This window comes from Pseudomonas sp. ICMP22404 (assembly GCF_006227205.1).
Taxonomy (GTDB): domain Bacteria; phylum Pseudomonadota; class Gammaproteobacteria; order Pseudomonadales; family Pseudomonadaceae; genus Aquipseudomonas.
Window position 1 is genome coordinate 11,918 of the sequence record NZ_VCNG01000001.1, and the last position, 16,437, is coordinate 28,354.

Genomic DNA, 16,437 nt, shown 5'->3' on the forward strand with positions numbered 1-16,437 from the left:
AGGGTCGCCAGCTTAGCACAGCCCCCCGGCATGGCAGCCCTTGCCGTAAGTCGCCTGGACCATCTCCATCCAGGTAAATTCTCGAATCAATTGAGAGTGCCTCTGTTAAGCTGGCGCCCCACCACTGGCTTATCGCCAGCTCATAGCGATTTGCCATTCACGCCCATAAGAAAAACCAGACCAACACATCGCGCAGTATTTCGGGACACAACCATGGTTGCCATTACTCCCACATTCAAGATCAAGAATCTCGACAAGCTCTTGATGCATTGCCAGCGTCGCCGCTATCCAGCCAAACACAACATCATTTGTGCAGGCGACCGTTCAGACACCCTGTTTTTCATCATCAAGGGATCGGTCACGATCCTGATCGAGGATGACGACGGCCGGGAAATGATCATCGCTTATCTCAACTCCGGAGACTTCTTCGGAGAGTTGGGGTTGTTCGAACAGGCGGGCAAGGAACAGGAACGCAGCGCTTGGGTACGGAGCAAGATCGAATGTGAGGTCGCGGAAATCAGCTATGGAAAATTCAGGGAGTTATCCCTGCAAGACCCCGACATTCTTTACGTACTTAGCGGACAAATCGCACAGCGTCTGCGTAATACCACCCGCAAGGTAGGCGACCTCGCCTTCTTCGACGTGACCGGTCGCGTCGCCCGCTGCCTGCTGGAACTGTGCAAGCAGCCCGACGCAATGACGCACCCCGATGGCATGCAGATCAAGGTCACCCGGCAGGAGATCGGTCGGATTGTCGGTTGCTCGCGGGAGATGGTGGGTCGTGTGCTCAAGGACCTGGAGGAACGCAACCTGGTCAACGTCAAGGGCAAGACCATGGTGGTGTTCGGAACGCGCTAGACCAGTGCGCGGAATAGATCCCGATAAAGCCCCTCAAGTCGCTCCAGCGCATGGGGGGCCGGGAATTTCTCGTGCAGGGCGATGTGGCTCCCGGCACGCACGCGTTGCTCCAAACCGCAGGCTTCATTGAAGCGGTTGACTGCGGCAACCATCGACTCGCGTTCGTTTTCCAGCAACAGCGCCCCATGCACCAGACCTACCGGGCGTTGCCCCCCCTTGCTCTGACGCCAGCGCTGAGCGGTGCCGACCATTTTCCGACCGTCGAGATTGACGTTGAATCGCCCGTCGCAAAACGCTCCGTCCACCTCGCCCAGCGAAGCCACACCGCCCAGTTCGTCCAGCAACTGGCAGATGGGATCGCACAATCGGCGATACGCGGTTTCGATCCGACCGTGGTCGCCTTCGCTACGGGGTGGAGCATAGACCAGCGCAATATTGACCGTCGCGGCCGATTGCGGCACCGGCTCGCCACCGGTTTCGCGCAGCAGAACAGGCCAGCCGTTGGCAGCCGAAACTTCGCAAGCGAGGTCGAACCCCGGCAGGCGACTCAAACGGCGCGGCATCACCAATGCACGGTCATTGGGTCGCCAGAACAGCAGGCCAAATTCGGCATCGCCCGCGCAGATACTGGCCAACAGTTCCTGTTCGGCTTGCAGGCCAGCTTCGACGCAAAGAGAGATCACCGACGGCATCGGATCAATCCAGCGCCGAACCCGTCACCGGAGTGCCACGCTCGGGGAAGAACAAGCGTTGCAACTCAGTCCCCGGACTTTCAGCCCGCATGAACGCTTCGCCCACCAGGAACGAGTACACGTCGCTGACTTCCATCAGTTCGACATCGGCCCGATTGAGGATGCCACTTTCGGTGATGACCAGGCGATCACGGGGGATACGCGGCAACAGGTCCAAGGTGGTTTCCAGGCTGACTTCAAAGGTGTGCAGGTTGCGGTTGTTCACACCGACCAGCTTGGTATCGAGGGTTTTCAGGGCCCGTTCCAGCTCGTCGCCATCATGCACTTCGACCAGCACATCCAGCCCTACATCCTTGGCGACGGAGGCCAGTTCGGCCATTTTCACGTCGTCCAGCGCGGAGACGATCAACAGCACGCAGTCGGCCCCCAATGCTCGGGCTTCCACGATCTGATAGGGATCGACCATGAAATCCTTGCGGATCACCGGCAGCTTGCACGCCGCACGCGCCTGCTTCAGGTAGTCGTCGTGCCCTTGGAAAAAATCGATATCGGTGAGCACCGAGAGGCAAGTCGCACCGCCCTTCTCGTAGCTCCGGGCAATATCAGCCGGCACGAAGTGCTCACGGATCACACCCTTGCTGGGAGAAGCCTTCTTGATTTCGGCAATCACGGCTGGATGTTTTTTCTTCGCCTGATTGATCAGTGCGTTGGCAAAGCCACGGGGAGCATCCGCTGCACGCGCCAGGCTTTCCAACTCGGCCAGACTGACCCGAGCCCTGCGCTCGGCTACTTCCTCAGCCTTGCGGGCCAGAATTTTTTCCAGAACCGTTGGCACGCTCATCCTTCGTTCTCCACTTTGAATACGGCTGTAAAGGCACCCAGTTCTTCCAGCTTTTCCCGAGCCAGGCCGGTATGCAATGCATCATGGGCCAGTTCCACGCCTTGTTTGAGGCTGCTGGCGTGGTCGGCGGCGTACAACGCAGCGCCGGCGTTGAGCACGATCATTTCTGCGGCCTTCTGGCCATTCTCGGTCTTGCGACGCCCCAGGGCATCACGGATCAGCTCCAGCGACTGGGCCGGTCCATCCACCGCCAGGCCGTGCAGACTCTGGCTCTTCATACCCAGGTCTTCAGGTTCGACCCAGTATTCGCTGATCTGGTCATTTTTTAGTTCAGCCACGAACGTCGGTGCCGCCAGGCTGAACTCGTCCAGTCCGTCTTTCGAATGAACCACCAAAACGTGCTTGCTACCCAGGCGCTGCAGGACTTCCGCCAACGGCCGGCACAACGCCTGGCTGAACACGCCCACCACCTGATGTTTCACGCCGGCCGGATTCGTAAGCGGGCCAAGCATGTTGAACAAGGTACGCAGGCCCAGGTCACGACGCGGGGCCGCGGCATGTTTCATGGCACTGTGATGGGTCTGGGCAAACATGAAGCCGATGCCCACGTTATCGATGCAGCGCGCCACCTGGACCGGCGTCAGGTTCAGGTAGATGCCGGCCGCTTCCAGCAAGTCGGCACTGCCGCTCTTGCCTGAAACCGCCCGATTGCCATGCTTGGCGACGGTGCAACCGGCGGCCGCGACGACGAAGGCCGAGGCAGTGGACACGTTGAAGATATTGGCACCATCACCGCCAGTGCCCACCACATCCACCACGCCGTCCAGGGTCTTGAGTTCGACCTTGTCCGCCAGCTCGCGCATCACCGAGACTGCGCCGACGATTTCGTCGATGCTTTCACTCTTCATGCGCATGGCCATCATGAATGCGCCAATCTGCGCATCCGTGCACTGTCCGGTCATGATCTCGCGCATCACATCGCGCATCTCGTCGGTGCTCAGGTCGAGATGACCAACGATACGACCCAGGGCTGTCTTGATATCCATGGAAAGTCCTTAGCGCGTGCCGCCGGTTTGTTTGAGGAAATTGGCGAACAGCTCGTGGCCCTGTTCGGTAAGGATGGACTCGGGGTGGAACTGCACACCCTCGATGTTCAACGTCTTGTGGCGCAATCCCATGATTTCATCCACCGATCCGTCTTCCAACTGGGTCCATGCGGTCAGCTCCAGGCAGTCGGGCAGGGTTTCGCGCTTGACGATCAGGGAGTGATAGCGGGTGACGGTGAGCGGACGGTTCAGGCCTTCGAACACGCCCTTGTCTTCATGAAATACCGGACTGGTCTTGCCGTGCATGACCTGCCGGGCCCGCACCACATCGCCGCCAAAGGCCTGTCCGATCGATTGATGGCCCAGGCAGACCCCCAGGATGGGCAGTTTGCCGGCGAAATACTTGATGGCTTCGATGGAGACGCCCGCTTCGGTCGGCGTGCACGGGCCTGGTGAAACCACAATGCGCTCAGGCTTGAGGGCTTCGATCTCGGCAATGGTCAATTCGTCGTTGCGCACCACCTTCACTTCGGAGCCCAGCTCGCCGAGGTACTGCACAACGTTGTAGGTAAAGGAGTCGTAATTATCGATCATCAGCAACATGGCGTAAGCAACCTATTGAATTCACTGACTTTAAATACAGCCTTCGAAGAGAACCCGCACGGTACTGCGCCTGGCCGGGCATATCGTGCACCAGCGAAACGGCTTTCAAGCGGGTAAAAAAGGCAAATCGGTACAGGTCCGGCAAGGCCGGCAGAGAACGGTCAGGCGCGCCAACGCCAACGGGCGTGAGCCTTGATCATTTGATCCAGAAGTTTGCTGACAATCGACACGGGGGAAGTCTCGTTCATACGTCCCGGCACAGTAGCTTAGCTAGGCGGAGCGCGCAATATGAGCGACCCGACGGGCTTGCAAACAATCGCAACGTTCCGGATGGATGGCCGAACGCAAACAGTCTGGCGCTGTCGTTATTCCAACAACGACAAGACAAAACGGACTTTGCCCATGATCAGACAAACGTTGTTCATTCCCGTCACCGCTTGCCTGCTGGTGATGGCCGGTACCCACGCAAGCGCAGCCCCCTACTCCAGCTTCATCGTCTTCGGCGACAGCCTCAACGACGCCGGCCAGCTCACCGACCCCGACGGACCGGCCGGGGCAACCCGACGCTTTACCAACCGTACCGGCCCGGTCTACCTGGATGGCAGCGGCGAGGTCTATTCCGCCAACGCCACCCAACTGCTCGGTGGACGGTTGGGCTACTCCGCCGATGAAACCGCCGCCTCGACCTCGGCGGCCCGTGCCAGCGCGGGCTTGGCGGATGGCAACAACTGGGCCGTGGGTGGCTATCGTACCGACCAGATTCTCGACTCGATCACCACCGTTTCCGATACCGGCGAACGTAGTCGTGCCGGCTACCTGGCCAACGGACGGCGCGCCGACCCGAACGCCCTGTATTACATTTCCGGAGGCGGTAACGATTTTCTCCAAGGCCTGGTGTTAAGCCCTGTGCAGGCGCGCGCCGCCGCGAACCGCCTGGCCGACAGTGTCCAGACCCTGCAAACGGCGGGCGCCCGATACGTAATGGTCTGGCTGCTGCCCGACCTCGGCCTGACACCAGCCTTGAATGGCACCCCTTTGCAGAGTGCTGTCTCGCAACTCAGCAACCAGTTCAACCAGCAGTTGATCACCCGACTGCAAGGTATCGACGCCGAAGTCATTCCACTGAATGTTCCACTGTTGCTGCAGGAAAGCTTCGCCGCCCCCGCACGATTCGGCTTTGCCAGTGGTACGAACCTCGTCGCTACTTGTTTCAGCGGTAATGGCTGCACGGAAAACCCGACTTATGGCATCCACAGCGCCACACCTGATCCGAGCAAACTGGTCTACAACGATTCGGTCCACCCCACCGAAGCCGGACAGAAGCTGATCGCCGACTATGCCTACTCCCTGCTCTCGGCACCCTGGGAGCTGACATTGCTGCCTGAAATGGCCCATTCGACGCTGCGTGCCCACCAGGACGAGCTACGCAACCAATGGCAATCGGACTGGGACAGCTGGCAAGCGGTTGGTCAGTGGCGAGCGATCGTCGCGGGCGGCGGCCAGCATCTGGACCTGGACAGCCAGAGCAACAGCGCCAGCGCCGATGGCAGTGGCCAGAGCCTGAATATCGGAGGCAGTTACCGCCTCAGCGAAGCCTGGCGCGTCGGGGTGGCCGCCGGTTTCTATCGCCAGGACATGGAAGCAGGTCATAACGACTCGGACTACACGCTCAACAGCTACCTGGCCACCGCCTTTGCCCAGTTCCAGCAGAATCGCTGGTGGGCCGATGCTGCGCTGACCGGCGGCAAGCTCGACTACGACAACCTGGAACGCAAGTTCGACCTGGGCGCCAGCCAGGCACAGGAAAAAGGCGATACCGACGGTCGTCTCTGGGCGTTCAGCAGTCGCGTGGGCTACGACATTGCCCGGCCCGGCAGTGAATGGCACCTGTCACCGTTCATCAGTGCCGATTATGCGAAGGTAGAAGTCGACGGTTATTCCGAGAAGAGCAACCGTTCCACGGCCCTGACATTCGATGATCAGACCCGTGACTCGAAACGCCTGGGCATTGGCTTACAGGGCAAATACAACTTCACCCGCCAGACCCAGGTGTTTGGCGAATACGCCCACGAACGTGAGTATGAAGATGATACGCAGAAGGTGAACATTGCCCTCAACAGCCTGCCGGCCAACGACTTCACGCTTGAAGGCTATACGCCACAGAGCCACCTGAGTCGCCTGAGTCTGGGGATCAGCCATAAGCTGACCAACGATCTGGCACTGCGGGGCGGTTATACATTGCGCAAGGATGATGATTTCACCCAGCAAGGGGTGAATGTCGGGGTCAGTCTGGACTTTTGATCGAGGCCCCCTGTGGGAGCGAGCCTGCTCGCGATGGCGACACATCAGACACATTGCTCTTGAAGTGCCGCCGTCAATCGCGAGCAGGCTCGCTCCCACAGTGATTGTGGCTCACAGATGCAGGTGAACTCAGTCGCTCGGAGTCTGCTCGGCCAGCGCCACGGCACGGAACATTGCCCGGCGCTTGTTCAGGGTTTCTTCCCATTCCAGCACTGGTACCGAATCGGCAACGATGCCGCCACCGGCCTGCACATGGAGTTCGCCGTTCTTGATCACGGCCGTCCGGATGGCAATGGCGGTGTCCATGTTGCCGTTCCAGGCGAAATAACCCACGGCACCACCGTATACACCACGCTTGACCGGTTCCAGTTCATCGATGATTTCCATCGCGCGGATTTTTGGCGCACCGGACAAGGTCCCCGCCGGCAGGATCGCCCGCAAGGCGTCCATGGCCGTCAACCCGGCCTTCAACTGGCCGGTGACGTTCGACACGATGTGCATCACGTTGGAATAACGTTCGATGACCATCTTCTCGGTGAGCTTCACCGAGCCGACCTCCGAAACCCGCCCGGTATCGTTGCGGCCCAGGTCGATCAGCATCAGGTGCTCGGCGATTTCCTTGGCATCCGACAACAGGTCCTCTTCCAGCGCCCGATCCGCCTCCTCCGTCGCGCCACGAGGGCGGGTGCCGGCAATCGGTCGCACGGTGATCAGGTTGTCCTCGACTCGCACCAGCACTTCCGGCGAACTGCCCACGACGTGGAAATCACCGAAATTGAAGAAGTACATGTAAGGCGTCGGGTTGAAGCAGCGCAATGCCCGGTACAGATCGATGGGCGCGGCCTTGAAGTCGATGGACATCCGTTGCGACGGCACCACCTGCATGCAGTCGCCCGCCAGGATGTATTCCTTGATGGTATCGACGGCCCTTTCGTAATCGGCCTGGGTAAAGCTGGAACGGAACACTGGATCGGCCGCCGCCTGCTTGCTGAAATCCAGCCCCGGACGCGGGGTGATCGGCTGACGAAGCTTTTCCAACAGGTCCTGCAGGCTTTTCTGACCTTGCTCGTAAGCATCGTCCTGGGAAGGATCCGCCAGGACAATCGCGTGCATCTTGCCAGCGAGGTTGTCGAAGACCACCACCGCATCGGAAACCATCAGCAGGATGTCCGGCACGCCCAGGGGGTCCGGGTTCGGGCAAGTGCCCAGGCGTTTTTCCACATAGCGCACGCAGTCGTAGCCGAAATACCCCACCAGGCCACCGTTGAACCGTGGCAGACCGGGGATGGTCGGCACGTTGTAGCGGGCCTTGAAGGTTTCGACGAAGGCCAGCGGGTCTTCGACCTCGTGGCTTTCGATCTCGACGCCGTCATGGGTCACGCTGATGCGATGGTCATGGACCCGCAGCACCGTACGGCACGGCAGGCCGATGATGGAGTAACGGCCCCATTTTTCGCCGCCCTGCACCGATTCGAGCAGGTAGGAATTGGGCTGGTCGGCCAGCTTGAGGTAGATCGACAGCGGTGTGTCGAAGTCGGCCAGGGTTTCGCAGGCGAGCGGGATACGGTTGTAGCCGGCAGCGGCCAGGCGCAGGAATTCTTCGCGGATCATGAGGGTGCCTCGTGGCAAGAGGAGCTGACAGTCAGGTATGCAAACGCGCCGGATAACCGGCCAGGATCAAGTCAGGCGCGCCAACGCCAGCGGGCCAGGGCCTTCATGACTTTCATCCAGAGTTTGCGAGTGACCACCACGATGGCGTTTCCAGAAGAGGATTGAACAGCATCGGGCAACGTTATCTCAGCGGCCGGGTCCAGGCAACCGGGAATTAACAGGCGCAGGTCGTCGATCACCAGCGAGGGAAACTCTTCAGCGATCGGCCGGCCGTGGTTGTAGCCATAACTCAGCGCCACGCACTTGACCCCCGCCGCTTTCGCCGCCAGCACATCGCTGCGCGAGTCGCCGACAAATAACGATTGGGAGGCCGGGATGTTGGCCATTTTCATGACGAAGAACAGCGCCGCCGGGTCGGGCTTCTTCTGCGGCAAGGTGTCGCCGCCGATGATCCAGCGGAAGTAGCGGCCGATTTTCATCTGGTCCAGCAACGGCGCGACAAAGCGTTCCGGCTTGTTGGTGATCAACGCCATTTCCACGCCTTGCTTGTGCAGCCACTTGAGGGTCGAGCGCACACCGGGGTAGACCACCGTCAGCGGGTGATTGCCTTCATAGGCTTCGTTGAACAACTCCAACGCTCGCTCGGCCTCGGCGTCATCGACTCCCTGGGCGTCGATGTGATTGGCCAGGGCCCGGCGCACCAGCATGGGCGCACCGTTGCCAACCCAATGGCGCACCGCCTCGAGGCCGGCAGGCGGGCGTCCGAGCTTGAGCAGCATGTCGTCCACCGCTGCCGCGAGGTCCGGGACCGAATCGACCAGTGTGCCATCGAGGTCGAACATCACCAGACGCGGCAGGCTGCCGGGGAACAGCTGCTCGAAACCGCTCATGGACGGGCCAGAGCCAGTTCGGCGCGCATTTTTTCGATGACTTCCTTGTAGTCCGGCGCGTTGAAGATCGCCGAACCTGCAACGAAGGTGTCGGCGCCGGCCGCGGCGATCTCGCGGATATTGCCCACGTTCACGCCGCCGTCGATTTCCAGGCGAATGTCACGTCCCGAGGCATCGATCAGCGCACGGGCCTCGCGCAGCTTGTCGAGGGTCGCCGGGATGAACTTCTGACCGCCGAAACCAGGGTTGACGCTCATCAACAGGATCATATCGACCTTGTCCATCACGTACTTGAGTACGTCCAGCGGTGTCGCGGGGTTGAACACCAGGCCAGCCTTGCAGCCGCCCTCACGGATCAACTGCAAGGAGCGATCGACGTGCAGCGTGGCTTCGGGGTGGAACGTGATGTAGGTGGCACCGGCTTCGATGAAGTCGCCGACGATACGGTCCACCGGGCTGACCATCAGGTGCGCGTCGATCGGCGCGGTGATGCCGTACTTGCGCAGTGCCGCGCAGACCATCGGGCCGATGGTCAGGTTGGGTACGTAGTGGTTGTCCATGACATCGAAGTGCACGATGTCGGCCCCGGCGGCCAGGACGTTGTCCACTTCTTCGCCCAGGCGGGCGAAGTCGGCGGAGAGAATCGACGGAGCAATGGCGAAGGGCTGCATGACGCACCTGTTTTGAGCGAAATCGCGATGGCGCGCATTGTATACCTCAAGGTTTGGCGCGCCCACCGTGGCCGACGATCAATACGCTGCGCGGTAGATCTTCTCGATATCAGCGACGCTCAGCTTGCGTGGATTGTTACGCATCAACCGCTCGATCCCCGCAGCCTCCACGGCCATGGACGGAATCACGTCCTCGGTGACACCCAGGCCGCTCAAGCCCTTGGGGATCTCTACGGCGCTACACAACGCGGCCATGGCCTTCACCGCTTCGTCGGCGGCTTCAAGATCACTCAAGTGGCCGGTCTTTATGCCCATCGCTTCGGCAATATCCCGCATGCGCTCCACGCAGGCCATTTTGTTCCACTGCATGACATAGGGCAGCAGCAAGGCGTTGGCGACGCCATGGGACACGTGAAAGCGCCCGCCCAATGGATAAGCCAGCGCATGCACCGCGCCGACCCCGGCATTGCCGAACGCCATGCCGGCCATCAGGCTGGCGGTTGCCATATCCTCGCGGGCCTGCAGGTGAGCCGGGTTGGCAAAGGCCTTGGGCAACGCGCGGCTGATCAGTTTGATCGCACCGATGGCCAGGGCATCGGTGATCGGCGAGGCATTGAGCGAAAGGTAGGACTCGACAGCATGAGCCAGCGCATCGACACCACTGGCCGCGGTCACGCCGGGAGGACAGGTCAGGGTCATCTGCGGGCTGACCAGCGCCACGTCCGGCAACAGATAATCGCTGACAATGCCCTTCTTCAATTGTGCAGCCTTGTCGGAAAGGATCGCCACGTTGGTGACCTCCGAGCCGGTCCCCGCCGTGGTGGGAATGGCAATCATCGGCGGGCCCTTGCGGGGGACCTGGTCGACACCGAACATGTCCTGCAGCTCGCCGTGATAACCGGCGTAGACGCCCACGCACTTGGCAATGTCGATGGCACTGCCACCGCCGAGGCCGATCAGGCCATCATGGCCGCCGTCGCGGTAGGCCTGCATGCAATCTTCGACGATGGCGATCTCCGGGTCCGGCATGACCCGGTCGAAAATCTCGTAGTCGCGCCCGCCCAAGTGCTGCAGGGCCAGGTTCACGGTGCCGGACCGGACCAGCGCGGCGTCGGTGACGATCAGCGGGTTATCCACATCCAGCCGTGTCAGCTCGGCCGCCAGTTGCTCAATGGCAGCAGCACCGGTGATCAGTTTGTGGGCGATCTTGAATGAGGAAAGACTCATGTGCACGGCCTCTTGTTCGAATATGGGCTGGCACAAGGATAGCTCGGTATTGCGGATCGTGAATACGCCGCAAGTCCTTGTGGGAGCGAGCCTGCTCGCGATAGCGGTGGGACATTCAACATAGAGGCTGAATGTCAGTCCGCTATCGCGAGCAGGCTCGCTCCCACAGAGTACTCAGGCTTGGGTGGTACGCAGTTTCTCGCTACGCCCACGCAACCACTCCAGGGTCAGCAGCAGGATCACCGAGAAGGCGATCAACAGCGTCGCCGCCGCCGCGATGGTAGGACTGAGGTTTTCGCGAATGCCGCTGAACATCTGCCGTGGCAGGGTGGCCTGCTCGGGGCCGGCGAGGAACAGGGTCACCACAACTTCATCGAATGAAGTCGCGAAGGCGAACAACGCCCCGGAGATCACACCCGGAGCGATCAACGGCAAGGTCACCCGACGAAACGCCGTCAATGGCGAAGCGCCCAGGCTGGCGGCGGCTCGCACCAGGTTATGGTTGAAGCCCTGCAAGGTCGCCGAGACGGTGATGATGACGAACGGTACGCCAAGCACCGCGTGGACCACGATCAACGAGATAAAACTGTTGCCCATTCCCAGCGGCGCGAAGAACAGGTAGCTGGCCACGCCGATGATCACCACCGGGACCACCATAGGTGAAATCACCAGCGCCATGACCAGCGCCTTGCCCGGGAAATCGCCACGGGTCAGGCCAATGGCCGCCAGCGTACCGAAGACCATCGCCAGCAACGTGGCAGCCGGGGCCACGATGATGCTGTTCTTCAACGCCCGCATCCACTCGGCCGAGGCGAAGAAGTCCTGATACCAGTGCAGCGAAAAGCCCTGCAGCGGATACACCAGGAAACTGCCGGAGTTGAACGACAGTGGCACGATCACCAGCACCGGCAGGATCAGGAACAACAGAATCAGTCCGCAGAGCGTACGCAAGCAGTAGAACCACACCCGTTCGACGGGAGACATGTAAGGACTCAGCATTTCGATCTCCCCTTAGCTCAGGCGCAGGCGACTGGCGCCCACCAGCCAGCTGTAAATCAGATAAAGCACGATGGTCGCCAGCAACAGCAGCCCGCCGAGCGCCGTGGCCATGCCCCAGTTGATGCTGGTGTTGGTGTAGAACGCGACGAAGTAGCTGACCATCTGGTCGTTCGGGCTGCCCAGCAACGCCGGGGTGATGTAGTAGCCGATAGCGAGGATGAACACCAACAGGCAACCGGCGCCGATACCGGCATAGGTCTGCGGGAAGTACACCCGCCAGAAACTGGCAAATGGATGACAGCCCAGGGAAATCGCCGCCCGCATGTAGGTGGGCGAGATGCCCTTCATCACGCTGTAGATCGGCAGGATCATGAACGGCAGCAGGATGTGGACCATCGAAATGTAGACACCGGTACGGTTGAAGACCAACTCCAGAGGCTTGTCGATGACGCCCATGGCCAGCAGGGCACTGTTGATCAGGCCTCCGGATTGCAACAGTACGATCCACGCCGCCACCCGTACCAGGATCGAAGTCCAGAACGGCAGCAGCACCAGGATCATCAGCAGGTTGCTCTGGCGCGACGGCAGGTTCGCCAACAGGTAGGCCAGTGGATAAGCCAGTACCAGGCAGATCGCGGTGATGACCAGGCCCATCCAGAATGTACGGGCAAAAATGTCGAGGTAGATCGCCTGGTCAGGCGTGGCCGGGGCCAGTTCGCCGAGGTCGTCGATGCGATGATCGACGGACGCCAGCAGGTAATAGGGGGTAACGTTGCTGGTATTGCGGCGGATCACCTGCCAATACGCGGGATCGCCCCAACGCTCATCGAGGTTTTCCAGTGCTTCTTTATAAGAAGGCGGTTCGCTGGCAAATGGCAACGCACGAGCGGTCTTGGTCAGCAGGCTGCGATAGCCGGCCGATTCCATGTTCAGGCGCTTGGACAAGTCGCCCAGAGTCTGATTCTTGCGCGCTTCGGCCAGGTCTTCACTGGCGGCCTTGTACACCGGTTCCCCAGGTAAACCGCGCCCATCCCACGCTGCAATCGCAGCCACGGTACGCGGCATGGTGCCGACCACTTCCGGGTTGCTGACGCTTTTGAACAACAGCGCCACGATTGGCACCAGGAACACCAGCAACAGAAACAGCACCAGCGGCGCGATCAAGGCCTGGGCCTTCCAGCGGTTGACCCGCTCGGCGCGCTTGAGCCGCTGCTTCAAGGTGGGGCTGGTGCCCGCGTTCAGTGGAACGGCGATGGCCATGGCGAACTCCGCAAATCTTTTTTTATCGTTACAGGGACGGTGTGCCGCCCCTGTTCTTTTGAAACACCCGAGACTGACGTCCTGTGGGAGCGAGCCTGCTCGCGATGGCTGCGACGCATTCATTATCGATGTGTCTGACAGACAGCTATCGCGAGCAGGCTCGCTCCCACATGGACCCTATCCAGCCTTCAGCGGGTTGGGTTACTTCGCAGCCCAGGAGTTGAAGCGCTGTTCCAGTTGCTCACCGTTGTCAGCCCAGAAGCTGACATCGATCTGTACCTGGTTGGCGATGTTTTCCGGGGTGGTCGGCATGTCTTTCAAGACATCCTTGGACAGCAACGGTACTGCCTGGGTGTTGGCCGGGCCGTAGGCGATGTTTTCCGAGTAGGTCTTCTGCTGCTGTGGCGCCACCGAGTAGGCGATGAATTTCTTCGCCGCTTCGGCGCGGGTCTTGTCCAGGCCGCGCGGGATGGCCCAGGCGTCGAAGTCGTAGATACCGCCGTTCCACACCACTTTCAGGTTGCTTTCTTTCTGTACCGCGGCGATCCGGCCGTTGTAGGCCGAGCTCATGACCACGTCACCGGAGGCCAGGTACTGCGGCGGCTGTGCGCCGGCCTCCCACCACTGGATGTTCGGCTTGAGTTCGTCGAGCTTCTTGAACGCGCGATCCTGACCATCCTTGCCAGCCAACACCTTGTAGACGTCTTTTGGCGCGACACCGTCGGCCATCAAGGCGAATTCCAGGGTGTACTTGGCGCCCTTGCGCAGGCCACGCTTACCCGGGAATTGCTTGGTGTCCCAGAAATCCGCCCAACTGGTGGGCGCGGTTTTCAGTTTGTCGGCGTTGTAGGCCAGGACGGTCGACCATACGAAGAAGCCTACGCCGCAAGGCTGGATGGCGCCCTTGACGTAGTCTTCGGTCTTGCCGAACAGCGCCGGGTCGAGTTGCTCGAACATGTCTTCGTCGCAACCACGGGACAATTCAGGGGACTCGACTTCAACCAGGTCCCACGAGACGCTCTTGGTGTCGACCATGGCCTTGACCTTGGCCATTTCGCCGTTGTACTCGCCAGCCACGATCTTGCCGTTGCCGGCCGCTTCCCACGGTGCGTAAAAGGCTTTGACCTGAGCCGCCTTGTTCGCCCCGCCAAAAGACACCACGGTCAGGTCCGGGCCCGCCGCCATCGCGCTTGCCGCACCCATCATGCCCAGGGTCAGGGCGGTGAACTTCAGGGATCTCAACATTTATTGTTCTCTCCACATGCAGGGTTGGTGTGTTGATTACAGCAGGGGGGCGATCAATTCGCCTCTAGAAGTGGGTCGAGCGCACGCACGTGCTCAACCTGCCAGCCAAGCGGAACCACGTCGCCGACGGCCAGCTCGGGATCGAGCTCGGCAATCGGCTGTTTCACGAAGAAGTCGTTCTTGCCGCAGACTTCCAGGCGAACCCGGACGTGGTCGCCCAGATAGATGAATTCCGCCACCCTCCCTGAGAAGCGGTTGACACATTGTTCGCTTGCGCCGTTGAGGCTCACCCGCTCCGGACGGATCGACAGGGTCACCGGCTCGCCAGGCTTGCCGACATTGACCGCCAGTGCCTCGACCTTTTCGCCACGGCCCAACTCCACCAGGCAGCGATCGCCGGTTTGGCTGTGCAGGCGACCGCTGAGACGGTTGTTTTCGCCAATGAAGTTGGCGACGAACGTATTTTTGGGTTCTTCGTAGAGCGTGCGCGGCGGGGCGATCTGCTGGATTTCGCCCTGATGGAACACCGCCACGCGGTCGGACATGGTCAAGGCTTCGCCCTGGTCGTGGGTCACATAGACCACGGTCACGCCGAGACGCTGGTGCAGGTGTTTGATTTCCATCTGCATGTGTTCACGCAGTTGCTTGTCCAGTGCGCCGAGGGGTTCGTCCATCAGCACCAGTTGTGGCTCGAACACCAGCGCCCGGGCCAGGGCGACACGCTGCTGCTGGCCGCCGGACAATTGCGCCGGGTAACGCTGGGCGAAGGTGTCCAGCTGGACCATGCTCAGTACCCGTTTCACGCGGTCGCTGACATCGCTCTTGTTCAGGCCACGCACGGTCAATGGGAACGCCAGGTTCTCGGCGACGGTCATGTGGGGGAACAGGGCATAGTTCTGGAACACCATGCCGATGTCGCGCTTGTGGGGCGGCACATGGTTGATGGCACGGCCGGCCAACTGGATTTCACCGGCGGTTGGGGTTTCAAAACCCGCGAGCATCATCAGGCTGGTGGTCTTGCCGGAGCCGGACGGCCCGAGCAAGGTCAGGAATTCGCCTTTGCGAATGTCCAGGTTGAGGTCCTTGACGATCAGGTTCTCGCCATCGTAGCTCTTTTGCACACCACGAAAGCTGACCAGCACATCACTGGTCCCCGCGCTTGAATCGACCTGGCTCATACCCGCACCTTTTGTATTGATGACTGCTTGTGAATCAAGCCTAGTGGAGCCTCGTGCCCACGCAAATCGGGGCGCAGGAGAGAATCGCCTCAGGCGGATGGAAGAGTCGGGGTAGGGATCGCCCTACAAGGACGGCGGGATTGGATAAAAGCGTCGGGGCTTTTGTGATAAACGCTGAAATTGCGTGCTCTGAGGCATGTCGCAAATGGACATGCCAACTCGAGCGCCCTGTGGGAGCGAGCCTGCTCGCGATGACGGCGGCACATTCAGCATTGATGCAAGCTGACCCACCGCTATCGCGAGCAGGCTCGCTCCCACAAAGGATCTGTGGCGGGCCTAGAGCAACTTATGCTCCATCGCATACTTCACCAGTTCCGCCAGCGAAGTAATGTTGAGCTTCTGCATCAAGCGCGCCTTGTGGGTGCTGATGGTTTTACTGCTCAGGGCCAACTGCTGGGCGATGTCGTTGACGTTGGCACCTTGGGCAAGACGTTCGAAGACCGAGAACTCGCGCTCGGACAGCAGCGAATGCAACGGGCGCGCGTCGGTCAGGCCGACTTCGAACACCATGCGGTCGGCCAGGTCCGGGTCGATGTAACGACCGCCTGCCGCGACTTTACGAATCGCCATGAGCAGCAATGCCGGGTCGCTGTCCTTGGTCGCGTAGCCAGCCGCACCGACCTTCAGCGCCCGGGCCGCCATCTGCGCCTCGTCATGCATCGACAACACCAGGATCGCCGGTGGATTGTTCAGCGCACGGATTCGCGGGATCGCCTCCAGGCCATTGACCCCCGGCATGGAAATATCCAGCAGCACCACTTCGCAGGGCACGTGCCGCAGGGTTTCGAGCAACTGCTCGCCGTTGCTCGCCTCTCCCGCCACCACCAGATCCTTTGCCAGGCCGATCAATTGTTTGATGCCTTCACGGACGATGGTGTGGTCTTCGGCTACCAGTACACGGATCACGTTCTTCTCCAGATTCAGAATCCAATCGCGAGCAGGCTCGCTCCCACAT

Annotated in this window: 15 protein-coding genes; 2 read left to right on the top strand and 13 right to left on the bottom strand. The window is 60.7% G+C overall.

All coding sequences use genetic code 11. The features are described 5' to 3' along the window. Positions 1–213: 213 nt before the first annotated feature. A complete protein-coding gene (gene crp / locus FGE05_RS00075; protein ID WP_041023614.1) occupies positions 214–858 on the top strand; it encodes a cAMP-activated global transcriptional regulator CRP in 645 nt (214 codons plus the stop codon). Here the strand turns inward: crp and FGE05_RS00080 are convergent. From FGE05_RS00080 to FGE05_RS00095, 4 genes are read right to left on the bottom strand one after another with little or no spacing between them, the layout of a single operon-like run. Then, positions 855–1,550: a lipoate--protein ligase family protein gene (locus tag FGE05_RS00080; RefSeq protein WP_139640563.1), complete on the bottom strand. Its 696-nt coding sequence runs from the start codon at positions 1,548–1,550 to the stop codon at positions 855–857. The genes crp and FGE05_RS00080 overlap by 4 nt on opposite strands. A gap of 4 nt (positions 1,551–1,554) precedes the next feature. Next, positions 1,555–2,391: an indole-3-glycerol phosphate synthase TrpC gene (trpC, locus tag FGE05_RS00085; protein ID WP_139640565.1), complete on the bottom strand. Its 837-nt coding sequence runs from the start codon at positions 2,389–2,391 to the stop codon at positions 1,555–1,557. Next, on the bottom strand, positions 2,388–3,437 hold the full coding sequence (gene trpD / locus FGE05_RS00090; RefSeq protein WP_047702270.1) for an anthranilate phosphoribosyltransferase: 1,050 nt from the start codon (positions 3,435–3,437) through the stop codon (positions 2,388–2,390). The genes trpC and trpD overlap by 4 nt, the downstream gene beginning before the upstream one ends. A 9-nt stretch (positions 3,438–3,446) precedes the next feature. Further along, positions 3,447–4,040, bottom strand: coding sequence for an aminodeoxychorismate/anthranilate synthase component II (locus FGE05_RS00095; protein WP_019693903.1), 594 nt, complete (start codon positions 4,038–4,040; stop codon positions 3,447–3,449). A 402-nt stretch (positions 4,041–4,442) separates the two neighbouring features. Here FGE05_RS00095 and estP point away from each other — a divergent pair, with 402 nt between their 5' ends. Then, a complete protein-coding gene (gene estP, locus FGE05_RS00100) occupies positions 4,443–6,341 on the top strand; it encodes an esterase EstP (protein ID WP_139640567.1) in 1,899 nt (632 codons plus the stop codon). Positions 6,342–6,470: 129 nt separating this feature from the next. Here estP and trpE read toward each other — a convergent pair whose 3' ends face one another. The 9 genes from trpE to FGE05_RS00150 all read right to left on the bottom strand — a co-directional run bounded on the left by trpE (position 6,471) and on the right by FGE05_RS00150 (position 16,388). Further along, entirely contained in the window at positions 6,471–7,952 is a 1,482-nt protein-coding gene (trpE, locus tag FGE05_RS00105) for an anthranilate synthase component I (RefSeq protein ID WP_139640568.1), read from the bottom strand. Positions 7,953–8,023: 71 nt separating this feature from the next. Next, positions 8,024–8,842: a phosphoglycolate phosphatase gene (locus FGE05_RS00110; RefSeq protein WP_139640570.1), complete on the bottom strand. Its 819-nt coding sequence runs from the start codon at positions 8,840–8,842 to the stop codon at positions 8,024–8,026. Further along, positions 8,839–9,513, bottom strand: coding sequence for a ribulose-phosphate 3-epimerase (gene rpe / locus FGE05_RS00115; RefSeq protein ID WP_047702273.1), 675 nt, complete (start codon positions 9,511–9,513; stop codon positions 8,839–8,841). The genes FGE05_RS00110 and rpe overlap by 4 nt, the downstream gene beginning before the upstream one ends. Positions 9,514–9,591: 78 nt before the next feature. Continuing rightward, the gene (locus tag FGE05_RS00120) at positions 9,592–10,740 is read right to left on the bottom strand and encodes an iron-containing alcohol dehydrogenase (protein WP_139640572.1); all 1,149 of its coding nucleotides are present in this window, start codon (positions 10,738–10,740) and stop codon (positions 9,592–9,594) included. A gap of 174 nt (positions 10,741–10,914) precedes the next feature. After that, on the bottom strand, positions 10,915–11,739 hold the full coding sequence (locus FGE05_RS00125; RefSeq protein WP_041023958.1) for an ABC transporter permease: 825 nt from the start codon (positions 11,737–11,739) through the stop codon (positions 10,915–10,917). 12 nt (positions 11,740–11,751) lie between these two features. Continuing rightward, positions 11,752–12,999 carry an ABC transporter permease gene (locus tag FGE05_RS00130; protein ID WP_139640575.1) on the bottom strand — a complete coding sequence of 416 codons (1,248 nt, stop codon included), beginning with the start codon at positions 12,997–12,999 and terminating at the stop codon, positions 11,752–11,754. Between the two features lie 201 nt (positions 13,000–13,200). Beyond that, positions 13,201–14,244: an ABC transporter substrate-binding protein gene (locus FGE05_RS00135; protein WP_047702277.1), complete on the bottom strand. Its 1,044-nt coding sequence runs from the start codon at positions 14,242–14,244 to the stop codon at positions 13,201–13,203. Between the two features lie 53 nt (positions 14,245–14,297). Beyond that, positions 14,298–15,422 carry an ABC transporter ATP-binding protein gene (locus tag FGE05_RS00140; RefSeq protein WP_139640577.1) on the bottom strand — a complete coding sequence of 375 codons (1,125 nt, stop codon included), beginning with the start codon at positions 15,420–15,422 and terminating at the stop codon, positions 14,298–14,300. Positions 15,423–15,758: 336 nt separating this feature from the next. Further along, positions 15,759–16,388: a response regulator transcription factor gene (locus FGE05_RS00150; protein ID WP_041023954.1), complete on the bottom strand. Its 630-nt coding sequence runs from the start codon at positions 16,386–16,388 to the stop codon at positions 15,759–15,761. Positions 16,389–16,437: the final 49 nt, after the last annotated feature.

Bases quoted from the DNA above. Each gene is read 5' to 3' on its own strand.
- crp (WP_041023614.1), top strand. From the start codon at position 214: ATGGTTGCCATTACTCCCACATTCAAGATCAAGAATCTCGACAAGCTC.
- FGE05_RS00080 (WP_139640563.1), bottom strand. From the start codon at position 1,550: ATGCCGTCGGTGATCTCTCTTTGCGTCGAAGCTGGCCTGCAAGCCGAA.
- trpC (WP_139640565.1), bottom strand. From the start codon at position 2,391: ATGAGCGTGCCAACGGTTCTGGAAAAAATTCTGGCCCGCAAGGCTGAG.
- trpD (WP_047702270.1), bottom strand. From the start codon at position 3,437: ATGGATATCAAGACAGCCCTGGGTCGTATCGTTGGTCATCTCGACCTG.
- FGE05_RS00095 (WP_019693903.1), bottom strand. From the start codon at position 4,040: ATGTTGCTGATGATCGATAATTACGACTCCTTTACCTACAACGTTGTG.
- estP (WP_139640567.1), top strand. From the start codon at position 4,443: ATGATCAGACAAACGTTGTTCATTCCCGTCACCGCTTGCCTGCTGGTG.
- trpE (WP_139640568.1), bottom strand. From the start codon at position 7,952: ATGATCCGCGAAGAATTCCTGCGCCTGGCCGCTGCCGGCTACAACCGT.
- FGE05_RS00110 (WP_139640570.1), bottom strand. From the start codon at position 8,842: ATGAGCGGTTTCGAGCAGCTGTTCCCCGGCAGCCTGCCGCGTCTGGTG.
- rpe (WP_047702273.1), bottom strand. From the start codon at position 9,513: ATGCAGCCCTTCGCCATTGCTCCGTCGATTCTCTCCGCCGACTTCGCC.
- FGE05_RS00120 (WP_139640572.1), bottom strand. From the start codon at position 10,740: ATGAGTCTTTCCTCATTCAAGATCGCCCACAAACTGATCACCGGTGCT.
- FGE05_RS00125 (WP_041023958.1), bottom strand. From the start codon at position 11,739: ATGCTGAGTCCTTACATGTCTCCCGTCGAACGGGTGTGGTTCTACTGC.
- FGE05_RS00130 (WP_139640575.1), bottom strand. From the start codon at position 12,999: ATGGCCATCGCCGTTCCACTGAACGCGGGCACCAGCCCCACCTTGAAG.
- FGE05_RS00135 (WP_047702277.1), bottom strand. From the start codon at position 14,244: ATGTTGAGATCCCTGAAGTTCACCGCCCTGACCCTGGGCATGATGGGT.
- FGE05_RS00140 (WP_139640577.1), bottom strand. From the start codon at position 15,422: ATGAGCCAGGTCGATTCAAGCGCGGGGACCAGTGATGTGCTGGTCAGC.